The 17925-nt window shown below is 70.1% G+C and carries 17 protein-coding genes; 8 read left to right on the plus strand and 9 right to left on the minus strand.

What is annotated here, in order from left to right:
* Positions 1-16 precede the first annotated feature (16 nt).
* Together ACTJJP_RS13885 and ACTJJP_RS13890 are read left to right on the plus strand one after the other, a co-directional pair.
* On the plus strand, positions 17-736 hold the full coding sequence (locus ACTJJP_RS13885; RefSeq protein ID WP_440775563.1) for a DUF998 domain-containing protein: 720 nt from the start codon (positions 17-19) through the stop codon (positions 734-736).
* Positions 729-980, plus strand: a complete 252-nt coding sequence (locus ACTJJP_RS13890) for a hypothetical protein (RefSeq protein WP_440775564.1) — start codon at positions 729-731, stop codon at positions 978-980. Before ACTJJP_RS13885 ends, ACTJJP_RS13890 begins: the two co-directional genes overlap by 8 nt.
* Here the strand turns inward: ACTJJP_RS13890 and ACTJJP_RS13895 are convergent.
* The gene (locus ACTJJP_RS13895; RefSeq protein WP_440775565.1) at positions 955-3426 is read right to left on the minus strand and encodes a LuxR C-terminal-related transcriptional regulator; all 2472 of its coding nucleotides are present in this window, start codon (positions 3424-3426) and stop codon (positions 955-957) included. The two genes, ACTJJP_RS13890 and ACTJJP_RS13895, sit on opposite strands and share 26 nt — an antisense overlap.
* Before the next feature lie 317 nt (positions 3427-3743).
* On the opposite strand from ACTJJP_RS13895, the gene ACTJJP_RS13900 reads away from it, so the two are divergent.
* Complete coding sequence (locus tag ACTJJP_RS13900; protein ID WP_440775566.1) at positions 3744-5393, plus strand: polysaccharide biosynthesis tyrosine autokinase; 1650 nt, start codon at positions 3744-3746, stop codon at positions 5391-5393.
* A gap of 59 nt (positions 5394-5452) precedes the next feature.
* On the opposite strand, the gene ACTJJP_RS13905 is transcribed toward ACTJJP_RS13900, so the two are convergent.
* Positions 5453-6928, minus strand: a complete 1476-nt coding sequence (locus ACTJJP_RS13905; protein WP_440775567.1) for a sugar transferase — start codon at positions 6926-6928, stop codon at positions 5453-5455.
* A gap of 349 nt (positions 6929-7277) precedes the next feature.
* Between ACTJJP_RS13905 and ACTJJP_RS13910 the strand changes: the two genes are divergently transcribed.
* Both ACTJJP_RS13910 and ACTJJP_RS13915 read left to right on the plus strand, forming a co-directional pair.
* Positions 7278-7553: a helix-turn-helix domain-containing protein gene (locus ACTJJP_RS13910; protein WP_440775568.1), complete on the plus strand. Its 276-nt coding sequence runs from the start codon at positions 7278-7280 to the stop codon at positions 7551-7553.
* A 93-nt stretch (positions 7554-7646) separates the two neighbouring features.
* On the plus strand, positions 7647-7997 hold the full coding sequence (locus ACTJJP_RS13915; RefSeq protein ID WP_440775569.1) for a DUF6907 domain-containing protein: 351 nt from the start codon (positions 7647-7649) through the stop codon (positions 7995-7997).
* A 16-nt stretch (positions 7998-8013) separates the two neighbouring features.
* Here ACTJJP_RS13915 and tatC read toward each other — a convergent pair whose 3' ends face one another.
* Complete coding sequence (gene tatC / locus ACTJJP_RS13920; RefSeq protein WP_440775570.1) at positions 8014-8745, minus strand: twin-arginine translocase subunit TatC; 732 nt, start codon at positions 8743-8745, stop codon at positions 8014-8016.
* Between the two features lie 62 nt (positions 8746-8807).
* Positions 8808-9035: a twin-arginine translocase TatA/TatE family subunit gene (tatA, locus tag ACTJJP_RS13925; protein WP_440775571.1), complete on the minus strand. Its 228-nt coding sequence runs from the start codon at positions 9033-9035 to the stop codon at positions 8808-8810.
* A gap of 220 nt (positions 9036-9255) precedes the next feature.
* Between tatA and ACTJJP_RS13930 the strand changes: the two genes are divergently transcribed.
* Together ACTJJP_RS13930 and ACTJJP_RS13935 are read left to right on the plus strand one after the other, a co-directional pair.
* Positions 9256-9918, plus strand: coding sequence for an arsenate reductase/protein-tyrosine-phosphatase family protein (locus ACTJJP_RS13930; protein ID WP_440775572.1), 663 nt, complete (start codon positions 9256-9258; stop codon positions 9916-9918).
* Between the two features lies 1 nt (position 9919).
* Positions 9920-10699, plus strand: a complete 780-nt coding sequence (locus ACTJJP_RS13935) for a Sec-independent protein translocase subunit TatA/TatB (protein ID WP_440775573.1) — start codon at positions 9920-9922, stop codon at positions 10697-10699.
* A gap of 5 nt (positions 10700-10704) precedes the next feature.
* Here the strand turns inward: ACTJJP_RS13935 and ACTJJP_RS13940 are convergent, their stop codons facing one another.
* From ACTJJP_RS13940 to ACTJJP_RS13960, 5 genes are all read right to left on the minus strand, one after another.
* Entirely contained in the window at positions 10705-12711 is a 2007-nt protein-coding gene (locus ACTJJP_RS13940) for an ABC1 kinase family protein (RefSeq protein ID WP_440775574.1), read from the minus strand.
* 22 nt (positions 12712-12733) lie between these two features.
* Positions 12734-12913 (minus strand): hypothetical protein, encoded by a 180-nt coding sequence (locus ACTJJP_RS13945; protein ID WP_440775575.1) that lies wholly within the window; start codon positions 12911-12913, stop codon positions 12734-12736.
* A gap of 102 nt (positions 12914-13015) precedes the next feature.
* Positions 13016-13240 (minus strand): hypothetical protein, encoded by a 225-nt coding sequence (locus ACTJJP_RS13950; RefSeq protein ID WP_440775576.1) that lies wholly within the window; start codon positions 13238-13240, stop codon positions 13016-13018.
* 288 nt (positions 13241-13528) lie between these two features.
* Positions 13529-14854, minus strand: coding sequence for a UDP-glucose dehydrogenase family protein (locus ACTJJP_RS13955; protein ID WP_440775577.1), 1326 nt, complete (start codon positions 14852-14854; stop codon positions 13529-13531).
* Between the two features lie 75 nt (positions 14855-14929).
* Positions 14930-16378 carry a sugar transferase gene (locus ACTJJP_RS13960; RefSeq protein WP_440775583.1) on the minus strand — a complete coding sequence of 483 codons (1449 nt, stop codon included), beginning with the start codon at positions 16376-16378 and terminating at the stop codon, positions 14930-14932.
* A 363-nt stretch (positions 16379-16741) separates the two neighbouring features.
* Here ACTJJP_RS13960 and ACTJJP_RS13965 point away from each other — a divergent pair, with 363 nt between their 5' ends.
* Entirely contained in the window at positions 16742-17827 is a 1086-nt protein-coding gene (locus ACTJJP_RS13965; protein ID WP_440775578.1) for a PIG-L family deacetylase, read from the plus strand.
* Positions 17828-17925: the final 98 nt, after the last annotated feature.

The raw sequence follows: 17925 nt of genomic DNA on the forward strand, positions 1-17925 counted from the left end.
GAAAGGAGACGATAGGGTGGCCGAGCCCGATCAGGAGGAGCCGATGACCGACACCCTCGAACGGCCCGTCGACGCGGAATCCGGGCGCGCCGGTGCACGCCCGGCGCGGCTGGCCCAGTTCGGCGCCATCGCCGCTTTCTCCAGCGCCGCGCTCATCTGGATCTGCCGAGCGGGCGACCCCAGCGTCCACTACGTGAGCCAGCTCGGGGCGACGGGGATGCCGACGGCACCGGCGTTCAATCTCGCGCTGCTGCTGCTCGCGGTCGCAGCGGTCCTCGTCGATCGCGCCGCGATCGCCCGCGGGGCCGGCTACGTGGTGGGGTGGCCGGTGGCGACGACTCTGCTGGTGTGCGGTCTCTGCTTCGGGGTGGCATCCGTGATCACCTGTTCTCCGGGCTGCCCCGTTCCCTTCACTCCGGGCGCTTTGGTGCAGGATTTCGTGCACATCTCGTTCGCGGTGCTGGGCTTCGTCCTGGCGATCGTCGCCATGGGTCAGGTCGCCGTGCTCCGTCGCCGTCCGTGGATGCGAGCGGCGAGCATCGTGACGCTGGTCGCGGTGGGCGCGACCTCACTCACCGGCGCCATGATCGCCCTCTTCAAAGGCGACACCGTCCTCGGCGGCAACTTGGAGTTCACCGCCGCCACACTCGCCATCGGCTGGTTCGGGGTCTTCGGCCTGCAGGTCGCGGCCGACCACCGCGCATCGGGCCGCCGCACCGATCGATCCGATGAGTGAGGGTCGCCGCGCGCGCAGCGCGGGCGTCGGTCTCCGCCGACTGCGTCGTGTGCTGTCGTGGGTCCTTCCTCTGGCGTCTCTCGTCGTCATCCTGCTGGTGCTCCGCGGGGCCGGCGTCCCGCTGACCGTCCCGGGAGTGGTCGTCGTTCTGGTCGTGCTGGCGGTCGCCCGCGTCATCGGCGTGCGGTCGCGGCGCCGCCGCCGCCGCGCCCGCGCGCTCACACCTCCGGATCCGTCTCGATGAGACCCCAGGCGTGGGCCGCCCTGATCGCGCTCGACCGGTCGGAGACCCCGAGCTTGCGGTAGAGGCTCTGCAGCTGCGTCTTCACCGTGTTGGGCGAGACGACGAGAGCCTTCGCGATGTCGGCGATGGTCGAGGTCGGAGTGAGATGCACGAGGACGACCTGCTCGCGCTTCGTCAGATGGGGGACGCTGATCGATGAGGCGAAGAAGGAGCACCTGCGGGTGATCTCGTCCCTCGAGGCGGGTGAGAGCATCTGCAGCACGAGCGCTCGATCCTCCGGCGCGACAGCACTCCACGGGCTCCACAGGTCGTGACGCGCGCTCAGCGCCTCGGCCCGCTGCGCTGCTGTGCGGTGCGCGGCGACGCCGTTCAGGCGCACGTCCGCCACGACGCTCACGACGAGACTCTCGAGCGCGGCCCGCGGGGCGGGCTCGTGATGCAGCCCCCACTTGACGCTCATCACGAAGGCTTCGTGCGTCCGTCCGGCGTAGAGCTGCGAGAGCGCGATGGCGGGCGCCGTCGTCGACGCCAGCGCGAATGGACCCTCGAACAGGGAGAGGGCTTTCCGGGCTTGGCGGAGGGCGATCAGGACCTTCGCCCGGGCGGTGAGGATCTGGGTGGATTGGTAGTGGGAGGGCGGTGTGCTCCGCGCCCGCACCATCCACGTACGCAGGAGACCGAGCGCGTCGGACGCCGACCCCGACAGCAGGAACGACAGCGCGTGCACGGCGGCCGCGAACGGCCACAGCTCGCGGGCTCCCGCCGTCGCCGGGATGCCGTCGAGCAGCGCGCGCGCACCCGCCGCGTCCCCCTCCTCCAGGTGCAACCAGGCGTCCGCGAGTCGGATGCCCTCGCCCCAGGGAGAGCTGCGCCAGTTGTCGTCGCGGTCGGGGGTCAGCACCTGACGCGCGCCGCGGACATCACCCTCGAGCAGGTCGATGATCGCGATGACGCCCCGGGCTCGCATCCGTTGCGCCGGGGGAGCGGCCCCCTCGACGTGATTCAACGCCGTGCGCGCGTCGCGCAGTTTTCCCATCGCGAACGAGGTCATCGCGATCTGGTACCAGGCCTCGCAGGTCACCTCGGGGCTCAGGTCGCGCGACCTGCGGACGGCATCGCCGAGCATGGCCGCAGCCTCTGTCGAGAGCGCGAAGCGCCCGGCCGCCCGCAGCAGGCTCACGCGGAGGATCAGGGCTTCGAGATTGCCCGACGCGGCGCTCTTGGCATCCGGAAGCTGACCGAGCGCGGCGACGACGAGCCCGTGGGTGTCCATCGCCGTCGCCATGACGGGATCGAGCGTCAGCAGCACGTCGACCACCGCCGGCGTCATGGACGCGCGCGTCCGCAGCTGCGCGACCAACCGCTCGAAGCCCTCCGGATCACGTGCCCAGATCTCCGGGCCCGACGAGCGGAGCACACCGGCGAGGGTGGTCCACTGCGCGGCGTCGGCCGCCAACTGCGCGGCGAGCAGGGGCTCACCGCCGTCGACGAGGTGGGCGAGCAGGCGCAGCCGGGCTCGACCCACGTCTTCCGGTCGACGCTCCGTGATCTCTCGCAGCCACTGCTCGCGGATGGGCTCGGCGAGGGTCAGGCGCGTCGAGCTCGGCCACATGAAACCCGCGTCGCGCAGGTGGGCGACCATCTCGCCCGTCGATCCCGATGTCGGATCCACCCCCATCGCATCGGCGATCGCCACGGTCACGTGAGGGGCGACCGCCAGCAGTCTCACGTCATCGGACACGGGCACGTCGAGCCGCTGCTCCAGGTCGGCGGTCAACGCGGCGCTGGCGTACTCGGCCACCGCCCACGCCTCGTCACGCGTGCGCAGCGGCATGCCCTCGAGTCGCAGGCGTGCGCTGGCCAGCTGCGCGAGTGCGGGCCATCCGTGGGTGCGCTCCGCGAGGGCGTCGATCCCCACCTCCGTGGTCGCGACCCCGTTGAGCTTCACGACCTCCGCGAGCTCGTCCCGCGTCATGAGCAGGTGCTCCGCGGGGAGCACCTGCACGTCGAACTCGAGAGCGACCAGCGGGCTCTCCAACCCCGTCGCCTGCCGGGTGGCCACGACGATCTGCAGATTCGAGTCGGAGCGCAGCAGCTGCAGCAGGTGGTCGGTCGACAGCCCCGCCCCCTCGACGTGGTTGTCGATCAGCAGAATGTGCGCGCTCGGCCCCTCGTCGAAAGCCGCGAGGATCTGCGGGATGCTCTCGGGGGCGGTGAGGCTGCCGTCGATGAACTGGACGCCGCGCTGGGTGTCGTCGTCCAGGGATGCCGCGAATTGCCGGAGCAGAGACGTCTTCCCGACTCCGGCCGGGCCCCGCAGCAGCACGACGTCGCTCGTGAGGGCGTCGCGCAGGACGGCGAGGGAGCGGGTGCGTGAGGCCCAGAACCGGCTGATCCGCCGAACCGCGCGAACGGCGGTGGGAACGGTGTCCACGTCGATGAGCATCGGTACCTCCAGGTGATCGGGACGTCCCCTGCCACAGGCGGGCGAAGGGGTTCGTCATCGCGGCGAGACCTCCACCGCACGTGAATGATCTTGAGGGTGAAGGAAGGTCGGATCGGGCGAAAAACGCATCTTTCATCCCTCTCGTCATCCCCTTCTCACCCCCTTCGGCATCACCCTCTCCCTCGCCTCCGATACCTCCCCGGCGCCGTCCTCGCCCGCCGCTCTGCGACCGCGGGGGCACCAGGACCGGTCCGTTCCTATGCCTATGCTGCGGGCGACCCGACGGTGCCGCCGTCGCGTCGCGAAAGGCGGACGTTGTGGACATTCAGCGGATGGTGCGCGTCGTGCGCGCCTATTGGAAGGCGATCGTCGCCCTGATCGTCGTGGGCGGGTTGGCGGGATTCGGATGGAGCTCGCTGCAGCCCCGGGTGTACACCGCGGACGCGAGCGGCTACGTGGCCGCCGTGGCCTCCGACGGATCCACGGGCGCCGCGCTCGCCGGTGACCAGCTCGCCCTGTCCAAGGTGAAGTCGTTCATCGACATGGGCTACTGGCGCAGCGTCGCCGAGACAGCGCGCGCGGATCTGGGACTCCCCGACAGCCCGGAGTCGCTCGTACAGCGCGTCAAGGTCTCGAACCCGATCGAGACCGTCAACGTGCGGGTGGATGCCACGGGGCCGACACCCGAGTCTGCGCGCGACCTGGCAGAGGCGTGGATCCGTGGGATGACGGACGAGGTCGATCAGCTCGAGACGGGCGGGGGCGGACAGAGCGCGGTGCGGCTGGTCGCCGGCGACTCGGCGCGTCTGCCGACAACTCCCTCGTCGCCGAACCTGCGGCTGGACGTCACCCTCGGGGCGCTCGCGGGTGGAGTGGCCGGGCTCGTCTTCGCCTTCGTCCGACGGGCTTTCGACCGGCGGGTGCGCTCGGCGCGCGACATCACCGACGCCGTCGACGCCTCCGTCGTGGGCGTCCTCCCCATCGACAAGGAGTTGGCCGGGGGGCGCACGGTGTTCTCCTTCGATGACATCAAGGACGGGCGCGGGTCGTTCGCCCACAAAGAGGCGATGCGCGAGCTGCGGACCAACCTGCAGTACGTCGACGTCGACCGTCCGGCTCGCGTCCTGGTGGTCACGAGCCCGCTTCCCGGCGACGGCAAGTCGACGATCGCCGCGAACCTCGCCGTCAGCATCGCCGCGACGGGACAGTCCGTCGTCCTCATCGACGCCGACATGCGCCGCCCGGTCGTCGGCGGCATGTTCGGGTTCTCCGACGACGTGGGTCTGTCGGACGTGCTGGCGGGTCGTGCGCAGATCGAGCAGGTCGCCCATCAGGTCGACGAACACGGTCGGCTCTTCGTCGTCGCGGCGGGACGCACGCCGCCGAACCCGAGCGAGATGGTGGGGTCGCAACGCATGCAGTCGCTCGCCCGCAAGCTCGCGGATGACATGGTCGTCATCATCGACTCGCCACCGACGCTCGCCGTTGCCGACGCCGCCGTCATCGCGAGCTGGGCCGACGGTGCTGTGCTCGTCGTGACCGCCGGCCGCACGACCGACGACATGCTGACCCGCGCGGTCGACAACATCGCCAAGACCCGTGGGCACCTTCTGGGGGTCGTGCTGAACCGGATGCCGCTGCGCGGTGCCGACTCCGGCTACTACGGATCGCAATACGGCGGGTACTACGGGTACGGCGCACCCCACTCCTCGGCGAAGGGCTTGCGGCGTCTGAGTCTGCGCCGTCGAGGCAAGAAGTCCGACGCGGTCGACGCCGAGCACGATGCCCCACCGCGCCGGCGGTCTGGCGATCTGCCGCCGGAGAACGTCAGCGGGCTGCGCACACTGTCCCAGCGGCGGATGTCCGCCACGACCGAGGGTGAAGCCACGAGTGAAGTCGCGGTCGTATCCACCGTGGAACCCGGTGCCGTCGACACGGCGAGCCGCCGTCGATCCCGCCGGGGCTGATCACCTTCACCGAACACGACGAAGGCGCCGGCTCTTGAAAGCCGGCGCCTTCGTCGTGTTCAGTGCGCGGTGCCGCCCGGGACCAGCACCGCCTTGAAGGTGCGGAGCAGGATGACGATGTCGCCGACGAGCGACCAGTTCTCGACGTAGAAGAGGTCGAGGCGGATGGCGTCATCCCAGGCCAGTGCCGATCGCCCGCTGACCTGCCACAGTCCGCTCATCCCCGGACGGACGATGAGCCGGCGGTGGGCGTCGTCGTCGTAGAACTCCACCTCGGCCTCGCGCTGCGGTCGAGGACCGACGAGGCTCATCTGGCCGCCCAGCACGTTGAACAACTGCGGCAGCTCGTCGAGCGAGAACTTTCGCAGCCACCGTCCGATCGGCGTGATGCGAGGGTCGTTCTCCACCTTGAACAGAGGGGTGCCGTCGCGTCCCTGCTCACTGAGCAGCTGTTGCAGGCGAGAATCGGCGCCGTCCACCATGGAACGGAATTTCAGCATGCCGAATCGACTTCCCCCCTGGCCGACGCGCTCCTGGCGATAGAGGATCGGCCCCGGGCCGGACGCGCGCACGAGCACGGCCAGCGCGGCGAAGACCGGTGTCAGGAGGACCACGAGCGCGCCGGCTCCCACGATGTCGAAAGCGCGCTTCAGCACGCGTTGCGTCACCGAATACTGCGGCGTCTCGATGTGCACCAGCGGGAGCCCCGCGACGGGACGGGTGTGCAACCGGGGGCCGGCCACGTCGGTGAGGTTGACGGCGACGATGAGGTGCTGGCGTCCCGGGTCGAGGCTCCAGCCGATTCGCCGGATGTCGTGCGCGTCCACCACGGCGCCGCCGGAGACCAGGACGCTGTCGGCATCGAGCTCGTCGAGCGTTCGCCGCAGATCGCGGGCGTGCTCCTCCGACCACGTCGATCCGAACTCGGCGCGGTCGAGGGTGCGCACACCGACGACCTGGAGCCCCGCCGACGGCTGACGGGCGAGCTCGGTGGCCACCCGCGCGTTCTCCTCCGCGCTGCCGACGAGTACGACCCGCGCACTCATCGAGCCACTCCGCCTTCTCCGAGCGAGCGCGCTACGACACAGGATTCTGCCGACGATCAACGCGATGGAGCCGAGCGGAAGCCCGAGGAGGAAGTACCCGCGGGACAGTTCCGCACCCGTCAGGTACGCCACGATGGCCACCAGCCCGAACAACTGAACGGACGCGCCGACGACGAGCCGGTACTCGCCGACGCCGTATCCGACGACGCGCGCTTGACGGGTGCCCCAGAGCGACAGCGCGATCATCCAGGTGATGCTCAATCCGAACGAGACGGTCGTGTACGTGAACGGCGAGGAGGCGACGGCGACGGGGTGCGGGCCGAGCCAGAGCACCTGGGTGCCGAGCGTGACCGCGGTCACGACGACGGCGTCCACGACGGTCACCCAGCGCGCGTACTGCCGCTGCCAGGGAGAGGCGCGCGGGCGTGGGTGGGGGGTGACGCTGCGCGACTGCTCGGGTGAGTCGATGAGTGAGACGGATGTGCTCATGTGTGCTCCGTTGTCCCTGCCCGTCGGATGATCACGAGACCGGCGTCCGGGGTTGGACGCAGCGGTGGGCGCGGGCACTCTCTCACCGCTCGGCCCGGGGCCATCGGGGCCGGGGACCGCGGGGGACCGGGTGAGGTGCGGTGCGCCGATTCTCCGTCGGGACGTGACCGGTCAGTCGGAACCCGCTCGGGGACCGCGGGGGAGCGGCGCGTGATCGCGATCGCCCCTCCCCTCACCCGACCGGGGCACGCTCTCACCTCAGGCGGGTGCGACACGCCACCGTGCAGCGGAGCCCGTGAAGAATGTATACATGTTCATGTGAGCGTGGCTGGGCCTGCAAGCTGGGGTGATGAGCGACGAGCCCGACCCCTGGAACGACTTCGCGCGCGAGCTCGGCGCCCGGATGCTGCGCGCCCGAGCCGAGAAGCGGATGTCGCAGGAGCAGGTGGCCCACGCAGCGGGTCTCGCGACCTTCACCTATCGGAAGCTGGAGAAGGGCGAGTCGAACCCCGGTACGGCGGCGAACCCGAGACTGCGCACCCTCGTGGCACTCGCCGACGTGCTCGGCGTACCGCTGCGCGAACTGCTTCCGCTTCCTCCGAAGGGCCTTCCTCCCGCGCACTGACTGTGATGTCGGAGGTTGGCGGTTCACTTCTCTCGTGCCCACCCATGTTCGGGTGTCGTCGCGTACGACGGCCCCGCCAGAAAGGTGTCAGGCATGTATGAGGAAATCCCCACCGACGACGTCGACCGCGGGCGCTGCATCCACCCGTGGTGCGTCACCGATCACGGCGCCGCGGTGCACCCCGACGACGAGGACCACCGAAGCGCGGGTATCGCCCTGACGGTCAGAGCCCGGAGGGCGGAGGCGCACGGCCCCGGAGAAGAGACCGAGCTCGAAGTGGGCGCGCTCCGCCGTGCCGGTGAGCCCGAGACGTGGATCGTCGTCGAGACGGGGATCGGCGCATCGCTGGCGCTCACGCGTGACGGCGCGCGGCTTCTCGCCCGACGACTGCGCGACGAAATCGCGCCCGGAGGGACCCTCGGCCGCGACGGCGACGACCGCTGAGTCGGCGCCGCGCAGATCACGCAGACGAACGCGCGCGGCGCGCTGCCCGCCGGTCGTGCACCCACGTCCATGCCGCCGCGCCGACGTAGAGCACGCAGAGCGGCAGCGCGATGATCCCCATGCTCATCAGATCGGCCGGGGGCGTCACGGCCGCAGAGAAGACGATGATCACGACGAGAGCGACGCGCCAGCCCCGCACGACGCTGCGGGCACTCAGTACTCCGACCGCGTTGAGGGCGATGATCGCCAACGGAGAGACGAATGCCAGACCGACACCCACCACGAGCTTGAGAAGGAAATCGAAGTACTGACTCGCGGTGAGCATGGTCGTCGAGCCCGACGGAGCGAACCCGGCGAGGAGGTCGACGATCTGCGGCACGATCATCCAGCCGAAGCAGGCGCCCCCGAGGAACAAGGGCACGGCCAGGCCGACGAAGGTGACGCCGGTGCGTCGCTCGCGCGAGGTGAGTCCGGGCACGAGGAACGCCCAGGTCTGAGCGATCCACACCGGTGAGGCGAGCACGATGCCGACGGTCATGGCGATCTTGAATCGCAGATCGAAAGCTTCTCCGATGCGCGTGAAATTGAGCCCCGTCATCGAGGGGCCGTGCACGTGGGAGAGAGGCTCTGCCGCGGCCGCGATGAGCGCGTCCGACAGAACGAAGCCGACCACGCCTCCCACGACGATGGCGATCGCGGCGACCGCCAAGCGTCTGCGCAACTCAGACAGATGGGACAGGAGGGGCATGGCCCCTCCCGTCCCATCTGTGGGACGCCGTTCGCGCGGACGGCGAGCCCTCTGCGCCGGCGTCACGTCGTGGTCGACGACCCGGGCCGCGTGCGGTCTGAGTCTGCGGGCGCGGGGGGCTCGTCTTCACCCGTGGAAGAGGTGTCCTTGCTCTCGGAGCGGAGGATGCGCACCGATTCGCCCACGCTCTTCGCCAGCCCGGGGAGTTTCGCGGCGCCGAACAGGAGGAGGACGACGGCGAGGATGAGGAGGAGGTGCCAGCCGGAGAACGCGTTTCCGAAGATGCCCATGACGGCCTTTCGTGCGGGGTTGAAATCCCATGTTCGACCGGTCGCGAGGGCTTCCGTCGAAGGCGACCGCAACCTCGCCCGTCGGCAGCCGGGATATCACCCGCATAGGCCAGAGCGGGCATCGAGAGCGCGTGTGCGGAGGCTCACGGATCAGCCGTTTGACTGAGCGCCGGGACGACCGTCGCACGAGCGCGGTCGCGCTGTCGGGAGAGGAACCGTGGTGGGCAATCGCATCGTCGTCGTCTGTACGGCCAACATGATCCGTTCGCCCTTCATCGCCGGGCTTCTCTCGTCACGGCTGGCGGCGACCACCGAGGGCCGTCTGGGGATCGAGAGCGCGGGGACGGCGGCGCGGCCGGGCGACCAGGCGGCTCCCGAGATCCTGGACCTCGGGCGCACCTACGGGCTCGACCTCTCCGCTCATCGCACGCGTCGGCTCGACGACGACGTCCTCGCGACCGGGGACACGGTGCTGTGTGCGGAGCGCGCCCACCGGAGGGTGGTGCTCGATCTGCGGCCCGACCTCCTCCCGAGCGTGTTCACGGTGCGGGAGTTCGCGCGTCTGGTCGACGACGAGGCTGTGCGTGCCGCCGCGTCCGACTGGGCCGGGCTCGTCCGCGCGGCGTCGAGAGCACGTCTCGCCGGGCGGTCGTCGGCGGAGGACATCGACGACGTCATCGACCCCGTCGGCCGGCCGCAGCACGTGTGGACGGAGTTCGAGCGCCAGGCCACCCAGGCCGTTTCGACGATCCTGGGGGTGATCGCGGGACTGCCCGCACTCGAGTCTCCGGCCGAAGGGCGGCAGCGCGCGGCCGGGACCCGCCGCGATTACCGCACCCGTCATGCCGTGCCGTCGAGTCGCCGTGCGGCGCGGAGGGGCTGAGATGTTCGGCATCGAGCTCGACAAACTCCTTTTCGTCGGCATCCTGATCGGGCTGATCGTGGGGCCCGCGCGCCTCGTCGAGTGGCGTCGCAAACTTCCGCAGATGGTCGGCCGCGTGCACGCGCTGTACCAGCAGGGCAAGGCGCAGGTCACGCGCGATCTCGACGACATGGCCCCCGATTGGCGTGAGTACGACCCGCGGCAGCTGCATCCGAGACGCATCCTGCGCGAGCTCGGAGCCGATGTGCGGACGGCGGCGGAGAGTCACGGTCAGCGGGTGGCATCCGAACCGCCGATGGGTGAGTCGCCGGTTGAGTCGATGGCGCCCGCCCGCGACCCGCAGAGCGGCCGCGAGTCGTCCCGCGGCGGTGACGACGACATCGAAGGCGGCACGGACACGGGTCGGCGGACGGCGCATTCGGGTCATCCCGACGAGTCTCGGAACGACCCGAGCGATGAGCGGAGTCACTCCAGCGTGTCGCCGTACGGAAGGCGCGAGGAGGCCGCCGCGGGACAGGGAGATCAGCGCCTGAAGGCCGGAGACCATCTTTCGCCCCGTGGCGGAGGGGAAGAGACGCGGCCCGCGGCCGAAGACCAGGTGCGCGCGCCGGTCGGGATGGTCGGGCGCCCGCGGGACGACCGCGGGGAGCGCGAGCGAGATCGCCGCGGCGACGACACCCAGCCGGGCCACGATCGCGACGGTGCGACGGACCTCGGTGGCAGGGGGGACGGAGAGTACACCGCGCCGAAGACGGAGCGTCGCGCCGTCGACCCGCGGTAGGCGACTCACCGGCGCCGGGTGAAGCCTCGGCGCACGATTCTGAGCAAACCGAGGAAACCGAAGAGCCCGACGACGGCGCCCAGGACCGCGAAGAGGGTGATCGACCCGCCCAGGACGGGACCTCCGCCCGCGATGACGAGGACGACGGCGATCACCACCGCCGCGATCGACACCAGTGTCGATGCGATCTCGCCGGTCGTGCGCGCCAGGACATCGCTGATGTCGGAGCCGTCCTGGCCGCGCAGCGTGATGCCGATCGAGCCCTTCTCGGCACCGGTCAGCAGGGCGTCGAGCCGACGCGGGACCTGCTCGAGACGCGCGAGGGCGATCACGGACTGCGCCTGGAGGTCGGTCGCCATCCGCGAGAGGGACAGGGTGCGCCGCAGCAACGTGGGCATCAGCGGCAGGGCGCGACCGGCCATGTCGAAGTCGTCGACGAGCACGCGCAGGCACCCCTCGAGGGTGGCGAAGCTGCGGAAGGCCGATGCCAACTCGCCCGGAAGCGCGATGCGGTGCTGCCGGATGACGTCGACCATTCGCGTGAAGATCGATCCGTGTCCGGTCGTGCGCAGGTGCTCGGTCGTGAGGACCACGCCCACGTCGTGCCGGAAGGCGTCGAAGTCGAGATCGTCGGGGACGTCGACGATGAGCAGCAGTGCATCGGCGGCGGCGACGTCGTTCTCGCTGAGCGCCGCCAGGAGCAGGGCGGTCAGTTGCTGGCGCCGACTGCGTTCGATGATCCCCACGGCGCCGAAGTCGATCATTCCGAGGGTCCCGTCGGCGCGCAGGAGCACGTTGCCCGGGTGCAGATCCGCGTGGAAGACGCCGTAGACAAGGATCTGTTCGATCACCGTCGACATCAGCACCTGTGCGAGACGGTCTCGTTGCGCGGCATCCATCGCCGACAGTCGGTCGGCGGAATCGCTCAGCGCCGCGCCGTCGACGAGCTCCATCGTCAGCACCCGCTGATGCGACGCGGCCGGGAAGACTCGGGGCGCGGTGACGACACCGCGTCGACCGGGTTCTGCGCGGTCGATCTCGTCGAGGGTCGCCCCGACCATCGCGGTGTTGCGCGCTTCGATGCGGTAGTCGAGCTCCTCGAGCAGGGTGGCGGTGAACCCGCGGGCGACGGCCTCGATGCGGAGGTCGCGGCCTACACGGGTGCGTGCCTCGGCACGGTGCGCGAGGCGTCCGATGATGTCCGCATCCGCTTCGACCTGGGCGCGCGCCGCGGGGCGCTGCACCTTCACGACCACCCGCGTGCCGTCCAGGAGCCGCGCCCGGTGGACCTGGGCGACGGAGGCGGCGGCGAGCGGAGTGGTGTCCACCTCGGCGAACACCTCGTCGAGGGGGGACCCGAGGTCCGCCTCGATGACCTGGCGCACCGTGGACCACGGCAGCATCGTGGCGTTCGTCTGCAGGGACGCCAACGCGCTGAGATACGGCTCGGGAACGAGGTCGCGGCGGGTCGAGAGCACCTGGCCGAGTTTGACGAAGCTGACCCCCGCATCGTTGATCGTCGCCACGATGGCGTTCGCGCGCTCCTCAGACGTGCTCAACTGCTCCTCGACCCGGGATCGGCCGCCGTGGAAGAGCCAGCCCACGCCGTGCCGCGAGGCGATGGTGAGGATCTCGAGGTAGCGGCGCGTGCGCTTGCGCTGGCGGAGGGCGGCACGGACGAGATCGATGGGGTTCGGCAGCGCCCGTGTGGGGAAGATCGCCTCGCTCGCCACCAGTGCCGCAACGCCGAGGGCGAAGACCCAGGCGAGGGAGAGGGCGACGAGTCCCGCCCACAGCCAGACCTCCTCGGCGGGGATCGTGTCTCCCGCCGCGGCCAGGCCCGTCTGCCTCAAGGTCCACGCCGCGGAAGGGACCCCCAGCACGAAGACGAGCAGGCCCACCACGATGCTCCGCGGCCACCCCACCGCCGTGCCGATGATGCGGCGTGCGACGAAGCCGACGAGGATCGCCGAGACGACGGCGGAGATCGAGATGAGGATGCTGGCGACCACGGGGTCAGCGTAGCCGCCGCGGTCAACCGATCACGGCGAGTGCGCAGTCCGGACACCGCCACGCGAGGGCACCGCCCGCCTGCCAGGGCTCGCACGTGTGCAGGCAGCGGGGGCAGTGCGGAGCGAAACCGGCGGCATCGTCGTCGAGGTGGTCGATGTCGCCGGTTCGCGGGACGGGCAGAAGGCGCGGGGTCGTGTCCATGGGTCTCCTCTGTGTGACATGCACATCTTCACATGCGCATGCGGGAGGTCGTGGACGGTATCCACAGGTACGCACACGGCGAGCACCCCTCGCGGTCGCGACTCAGTGGCGCAGGTCGCGGAACGTCTTCTTGGCTCGTTTCTCCGCTGCCGCGGCGGCCTTCTTCGCCGCCTTGTGGCGGCGCTTGCGGGCGCGGGGGTCGTTCCAGAGGCGGACCATCTGGTGTCCCACCGATTCCCGGTTCTTCACCTGGACCCTCGAGGTACGGGTGCCCACCACGTAAGCGATCAGCGCGACGGCGCCGACCAGGATGATCTTGTTGCGCATGGCATCCTCCGTTCGGACGAGGCGGTCCCTCTCGCCGTTTCCACCCGACCGGGGTGGCGCGAGGGGCTCGTCACCTAGAAGACGTGTCGACACGGCCATTCGTCACGCCCGTTCGGCGCCATCCTCTCTCCGGGTCGGGGGAGCGGTCCGCGCGACCCTCGAGGCGCGACCATTGCGCGCGGGTCCTCCGAGCCTCGGGAAGCCGGCGCTGATGTCGACGCGTTCCGTGCGCCACGGGCGAGACGCCCCGACCGAACGGTCGGGGCGTCTCGTCTGCGGGCCTGTGGATCAGGGGCGGCCCATGCCGAAGTAGGTCCAGCCCGCTGCGCGCCACGCGGCGGGGTCGAGGCAGTTGCGGCCGTCCACGACGACGAGCCCGCGAACGAGAGACGCGGCGTGCTCGGGGGAGAGCTCGCGCCGGTATTCGTCCCACTCCGTGACGACAATGACGGCATCCGCGTCACGCAGGGTCGTGTCGAGGTCCTGCTCGTACGTCAGCTGCGGGTGGATCCGACGCGCGTTCTCGATCGCGGCGGGGTCGGTCAGCGTGACGCGGGCTCCGAGACCGTGCAGACGCACGGCGACGTCGAGCGCGGGGGAGTCGCGGATGTCGTCGCTGTGCGGCTTGAATGCCGCGCCGAGCACGGCGATCTTCTTCTCGAACACGCTGCCGCCGAGCGCGTCGGTGGTGAGCTCGACGGCACGGTCGCGCCGGCGCAGGTTGATGGCGTCGATCTCGCGCAGGAAGGCGACGGACTCGCCGCGTCCGAGCTCCTCGGCTCGGGCCGAGAAGGCGCGGATGTCCTTGGGCAGGCACCCGCCACCGAAGCCGATTCCCGCGCCCAGGAAGCGTCGTCCGATGCGGGCGTCGTGTCCGATGGCATCGGCCAGTGTCGTGACGTCGGCGCCGGTCACCTCGGCGATCTCGGCGATGGCGTTGATGAAGCTGATCTTGGTCGCCAGGAACGCGTTCGCCGACACCTTCACCAGCTCAGCCGTGGCGTAGTCGGTGACGATGAAGGGCGTCCCCTTGGCGACGGAGGGGTGGTAGACCTCGCGCAGCACCTGGGCCGTCCGCTCGCCCTCGGCGGTCGGAGCGCCGTTCTCGGTGGGCACGCCCGCCACGAGGCGGTCGGGGTCGATGGTGTCCTGCACGGCCCAGCCCTCACGGAGGAACTCGGGGTTCCACACCAGGGTGGCGCCGCGCTCGGCCACGCGGGGAGCGAGGCGAGCGGCGGTGCCGACGGGGACGGTGGATTTGCCCGCGACGATGTCACCCTCGCTGAGGTAGGGCAGCAGGCCGTCGATCGCGGCATCCACGTAGGTGAGGTCGGCGGCGTGCCCGCCGGCCTGCTGCGGGGTGCCGACTCCCACGAAGTGCACCTTCGCCCCCTGCGCGGCAGCCATGTCCGTGGTGAATGTCAGACGACCCGACGCGATGCCCTCGGTGAGGATCTCCTGCAGGCCGGGTTCGAAGAAGGGCGCCTCGCCCTTGGACAGGACGGCGATCTTGCGCTCATCGACGTCGATACCCACGACCTCGTGACCGATGGATGCCATGGCCGCGGCATGCACGGCCCCCAGGTAGCCGCAACCAACTACAGACAGACGCACGATGGAAGCCTTTCGGAGGGGTGTCGCCCCGCACCGGGGATGTCGGCGCGCGGGAGTGGGACGGGACGGGAAGTGTTACGCGGCGGTCTCGCCCGGCGCGAGCGCGGCACGGGCGGTCCTACCCAGGATGACGAAGTCGCCGAGCAAGGTCCAATTCTCGACGTAGGACAGGTCGAGTCGGACGGATTCCTCCCAGGACAGCGACGAACGGCCACTGACCTGCCACAGACCGGTGATTCCCGGCTTGGCCAGGAAGCGACGGTGCACGTGATCGGCGTAGACGGCGACCTCCGAGGGAAGCGGAGGACGCGGGCCGACCAGCGACATCGAGCCCCCGATCACGTTGAACAACTGGGGGAGCTCATCGAGGCTGTACTTGCGCATGACGCGACCGATCGGCGTCACGCGTGGGTCGTTCTTCATCTTGAAGAGGACCTCGTTGCCCGAGTCCCGCTGCTGCTCGGCGAGCTGAGCGAGAAGTTCCTCGGCGTTGACGACCATCGAGCGGAACTTGATCATCGTGAACTCGCGACCGCGGAAGCCCACACGCGTCTGGCGGAAGAAGATCGGACCGTCGCTGGAAAGACGGACCGAGAGCATGAGGAAGACCAGGAGCGGGCTCAGCAGGGCCACGCCCACGGACGCGGCAACCAGATCGACCGTGCGCTTGAGGAAACTCTGCCCGCGGGAGAACTTCGGGGTCTCCACGTGGATGAGGGGGAGACCGGCGACGGGTCGCGTGTGCAGGCGGGGACCCGCGATGTCGACGATGCTCGGGGCGAGAACGAGGTGCTGACGTCCGGCTTCGAGGCTCCACGAGATCTGCTTGACCTTGTCGGCGGGAAGCTCGTCGGCGCTCGTCACGGCGACCGTATCGGCCCCGGTGACCTCCAGGGCGCGGCTGACGTCTCCCACGTGGCCCATGACGGGGATCTCCGTGCCGGGGATGACGTCCGCGATCTTGCCGTTGGGGACGCAGGCGCCGACCACGCGGTATCCCGCGCTGGGCATGCGGGCGAACTCGCGTGCCAGCTGGGTGACCGAGGTGAGCGACCCGACGAGCAGGACGTTGGCGGAGTATCGCCCCTTGGAGCGCTGCACGATCAGCCACTGACGCCAGACCCACCGGGTGAACAGGAGAACGGCGATGCCCAACGGCAGGCTGATGAGGAGATAGCCGCGGGCGATGTCGATCTGCGTGAGGAACGCGATGATGGCGACGGTGCCGAAGAGGCGGAAGCTCGCGTCGGCGATCCGGACGTACTCGGCGGAGCCGGTGCCGATCACGCGGTCGCTGCGCGACTCGACGAAGGCGAGGGCCCACATCCAGGTCACGACGAGGATGGCGGAGAACGCCCAGTACGACAGGTCGGTGATCCGCCCGTCGTTTCGTGCGGCCAACTGCGCATTCCCGAGGCCGAACCAGAGCAGCTGGGTGCCGTAGACGACCCAGGCGAGTGACAGCAGATCGGTGATGACCAGGGCGCGACGGTACGTGCGACGCCATGGATCGCGGCGGTACATCGGAGCCGGACGATCGGCCGCGAGCGGCGCCGGCGTCGCCTCGGCGACCGGCGGATGCGACCCCGAAACCGATGCGCTTCCCCGAAGGTCCACTGTCACGACCTGTACCTCCCCCCGACCGACCTGCGTCGATCCCACCTCGCGAACACTAACAGGCCAATGTCACCCGCAGATTCACCCGTCGCATGTCTTCATACGCCCGAAACGTGAACGGGAAGGGCGCACGGCGCGGTCGTGAGCGACGCATTCGCTCCGCCCCGAAGCCTTCGCCTACACTCGGGCGCGCGTCGGCTCGGTTCGACCGACGCGGAGTCCCCTCCCGCGAGGGGCCGGCCGGGTCGGCCGTCCGCGAAAGGGGTGTCCGTGTCATGCGTCTCGGTCCGGACGCGACGTGCTCGCCGCCGTCCCCGATCCGCGGGCCTCGTCGCGGCCGTCGTCATCGCGGTCGTCGTCGTCGCGGCGGTCGCCGGTGTGTTCTCCTTCGCCGTCCTGCGGCCGGAACCCTCGTCGGTGGCGACACCGGCCACGCCCTCGCCGTCGACCTCCGTCGCGCCCACCCCGACGCCCACCCCGATGCCGAGCGCGACGACCGCACCGGCACCCGAGGCACCCGTCTCGCCGGCGGCTCAGGGATGCGACGGCCCGACCACGGTCATGAGCGTCTGGGCGCACCCCGACGACGACATCATCTTCGCCAACCCGACCATCTCCGACGCGATCGACGCCGGCGACTGCGTCCGGTCGATTTTCGTGACAGCCGGTGATGCGGGGAAGGGGATGCGGTACGTCGAAGCCCGCGAACTCGGCATCCTGCGCGCCTACAACGACATGCGGGGGATGCAGGGGCTCTGGGACCCCACGGATCTGACACTGATCAGCGGAGTTCACGTACGCCGCCTGAGCCCTCAGGGGGACCCGCGCGTCTCGGTGATGTTCCTCCGCCTGCCCGACGGGAACATCACCGGCGAGGGGTTCGCGGACACGGGCTTCGCGACGCTCGGCGACCTGTTCGACGGCGGTATCCCCGCCCTCTCACCGGTCACGGGCGGCGCGCCCGTGACGCGCGATCAGCTGCTCGCCACGGTGCGCGAGCTCTCCGTCGGGTTCGCGCCCGGGCGCGTCCTCACCCACATCCCGCGGGGGAGTGCCTTCGCCGCGGGCGACCACCCCGACCATTCGGCCGTCGGCGGTGTCGTGCGCGAGGCATTGTCGACGGACCCGGCGGTGAGCCCCGGCATCCGATACTTCGTGGGCTATCCGTCGGCCGATCTGCCGCGAAACCTCGACGGGGCGGTCCTGGACGCCAAAGTCGACACGTACCGCATCTACGCGCAGCAGGACGAGGTCATCCGGTGTGCCGATCGCGCCGCGTGTCTCGGCACGCGCACGTTCGGCGAATGGTTGCGGCGCTCGTACCCCAAAACCGAGGCGGAACTGCATCCGGGTTGAGCGTAGTCAGCCTCGTCCCCGTGTTCTTCCGACGGCGGCGAGGGCATCTCGCTCGACGATGATCTCGATGAATCCTTCACGGGCCCGTTCGCGTCGTG

This window comes from Microbacterium sp. 22296 (assembly GCF_052045385.1).
Lineage (GTDB): Bacteria > Actinomycetota > Actinomycetes > Actinomycetales > Microbacteriaceae > Microbacterium.

Bases quoted from the DNA above. Each gene is read 5' to 3' on its own strand.
- ACTJJP_RS13890 (WP_440775564.1), top strand. From the start codon at position 729: ATGAGTGAGGGTCGCCGCGCGCGCAGCGCGGGCGTCGGTCTCCGCCGA.
- ACTJJP_RS13895 (WP_440775565.1), bottom strand. From the start codon at position 3,426: ATGCTCATCGACGTGGACACCGTTCCCACCGCCGTTCGCGCGGTTCGG.
- ACTJJP_RS13905 (WP_440775567.1), bottom strand. From the start codon at position 6,928: ATGAGCACATCCGTCTCACTCATCGACTCACCCGAGCAGTCGCGCAGC.
- ACTJJP_RS13910 (WP_440775568.1), top strand. From the start codon at position 7,278: ATGAGCGACGAGCCCGACCCCTGGAACGACTTCGCGCGCGAGCTCGGC.
- ACTJJP_RS13915 (WP_440775569.1), top strand. From the start codon at position 7,647: ATGTATGAGGAAATCCCCACCGACGACGTCGACCGCGGGCGCTGCATC.
- tatC (WP_440775570.1), bottom strand. From the start codon at position 8,745: ATGCCCCTCCTGTCCCATCTGTCTGAGTTGCGCAGACGCTTGGCGGTC.
- tatA (WP_440775571.1), bottom strand. From the start codon at position 9,035: ATGGGCATCTTCGGAAACGCGTTCTCCGGCTGGCACCTCCTCCTCATC.
- ACTJJP_RS13935 (WP_440775573.1), top strand. From the start codon at position 9,920: ATGTTCGGCATCGAGCTCGACAAACTCCTTTTCGTCGGCATCCTGATC.
- ACTJJP_RS13945 (WP_440775575.1), bottom strand. From the start codon at position 12,913: ATGGACACGACCCCGCGCCTTCTGCCCGTCCCGCGAACCGGCGACATC.
- ACTJJP_RS13950 (WP_440775576.1), bottom strand. From the start codon at position 13,240: ATGCGCAACAAGATCATCCTGGTCGGCGCCGTCGCGCTGATCGCTTAC.
- ACTJJP_RS13960 (WP_440775583.1), bottom strand. From the start codon at position 16,378: ATGTACCGCCGCGATCCATGGCGTCGCACGTACCGTCGCGCCCTGGTC.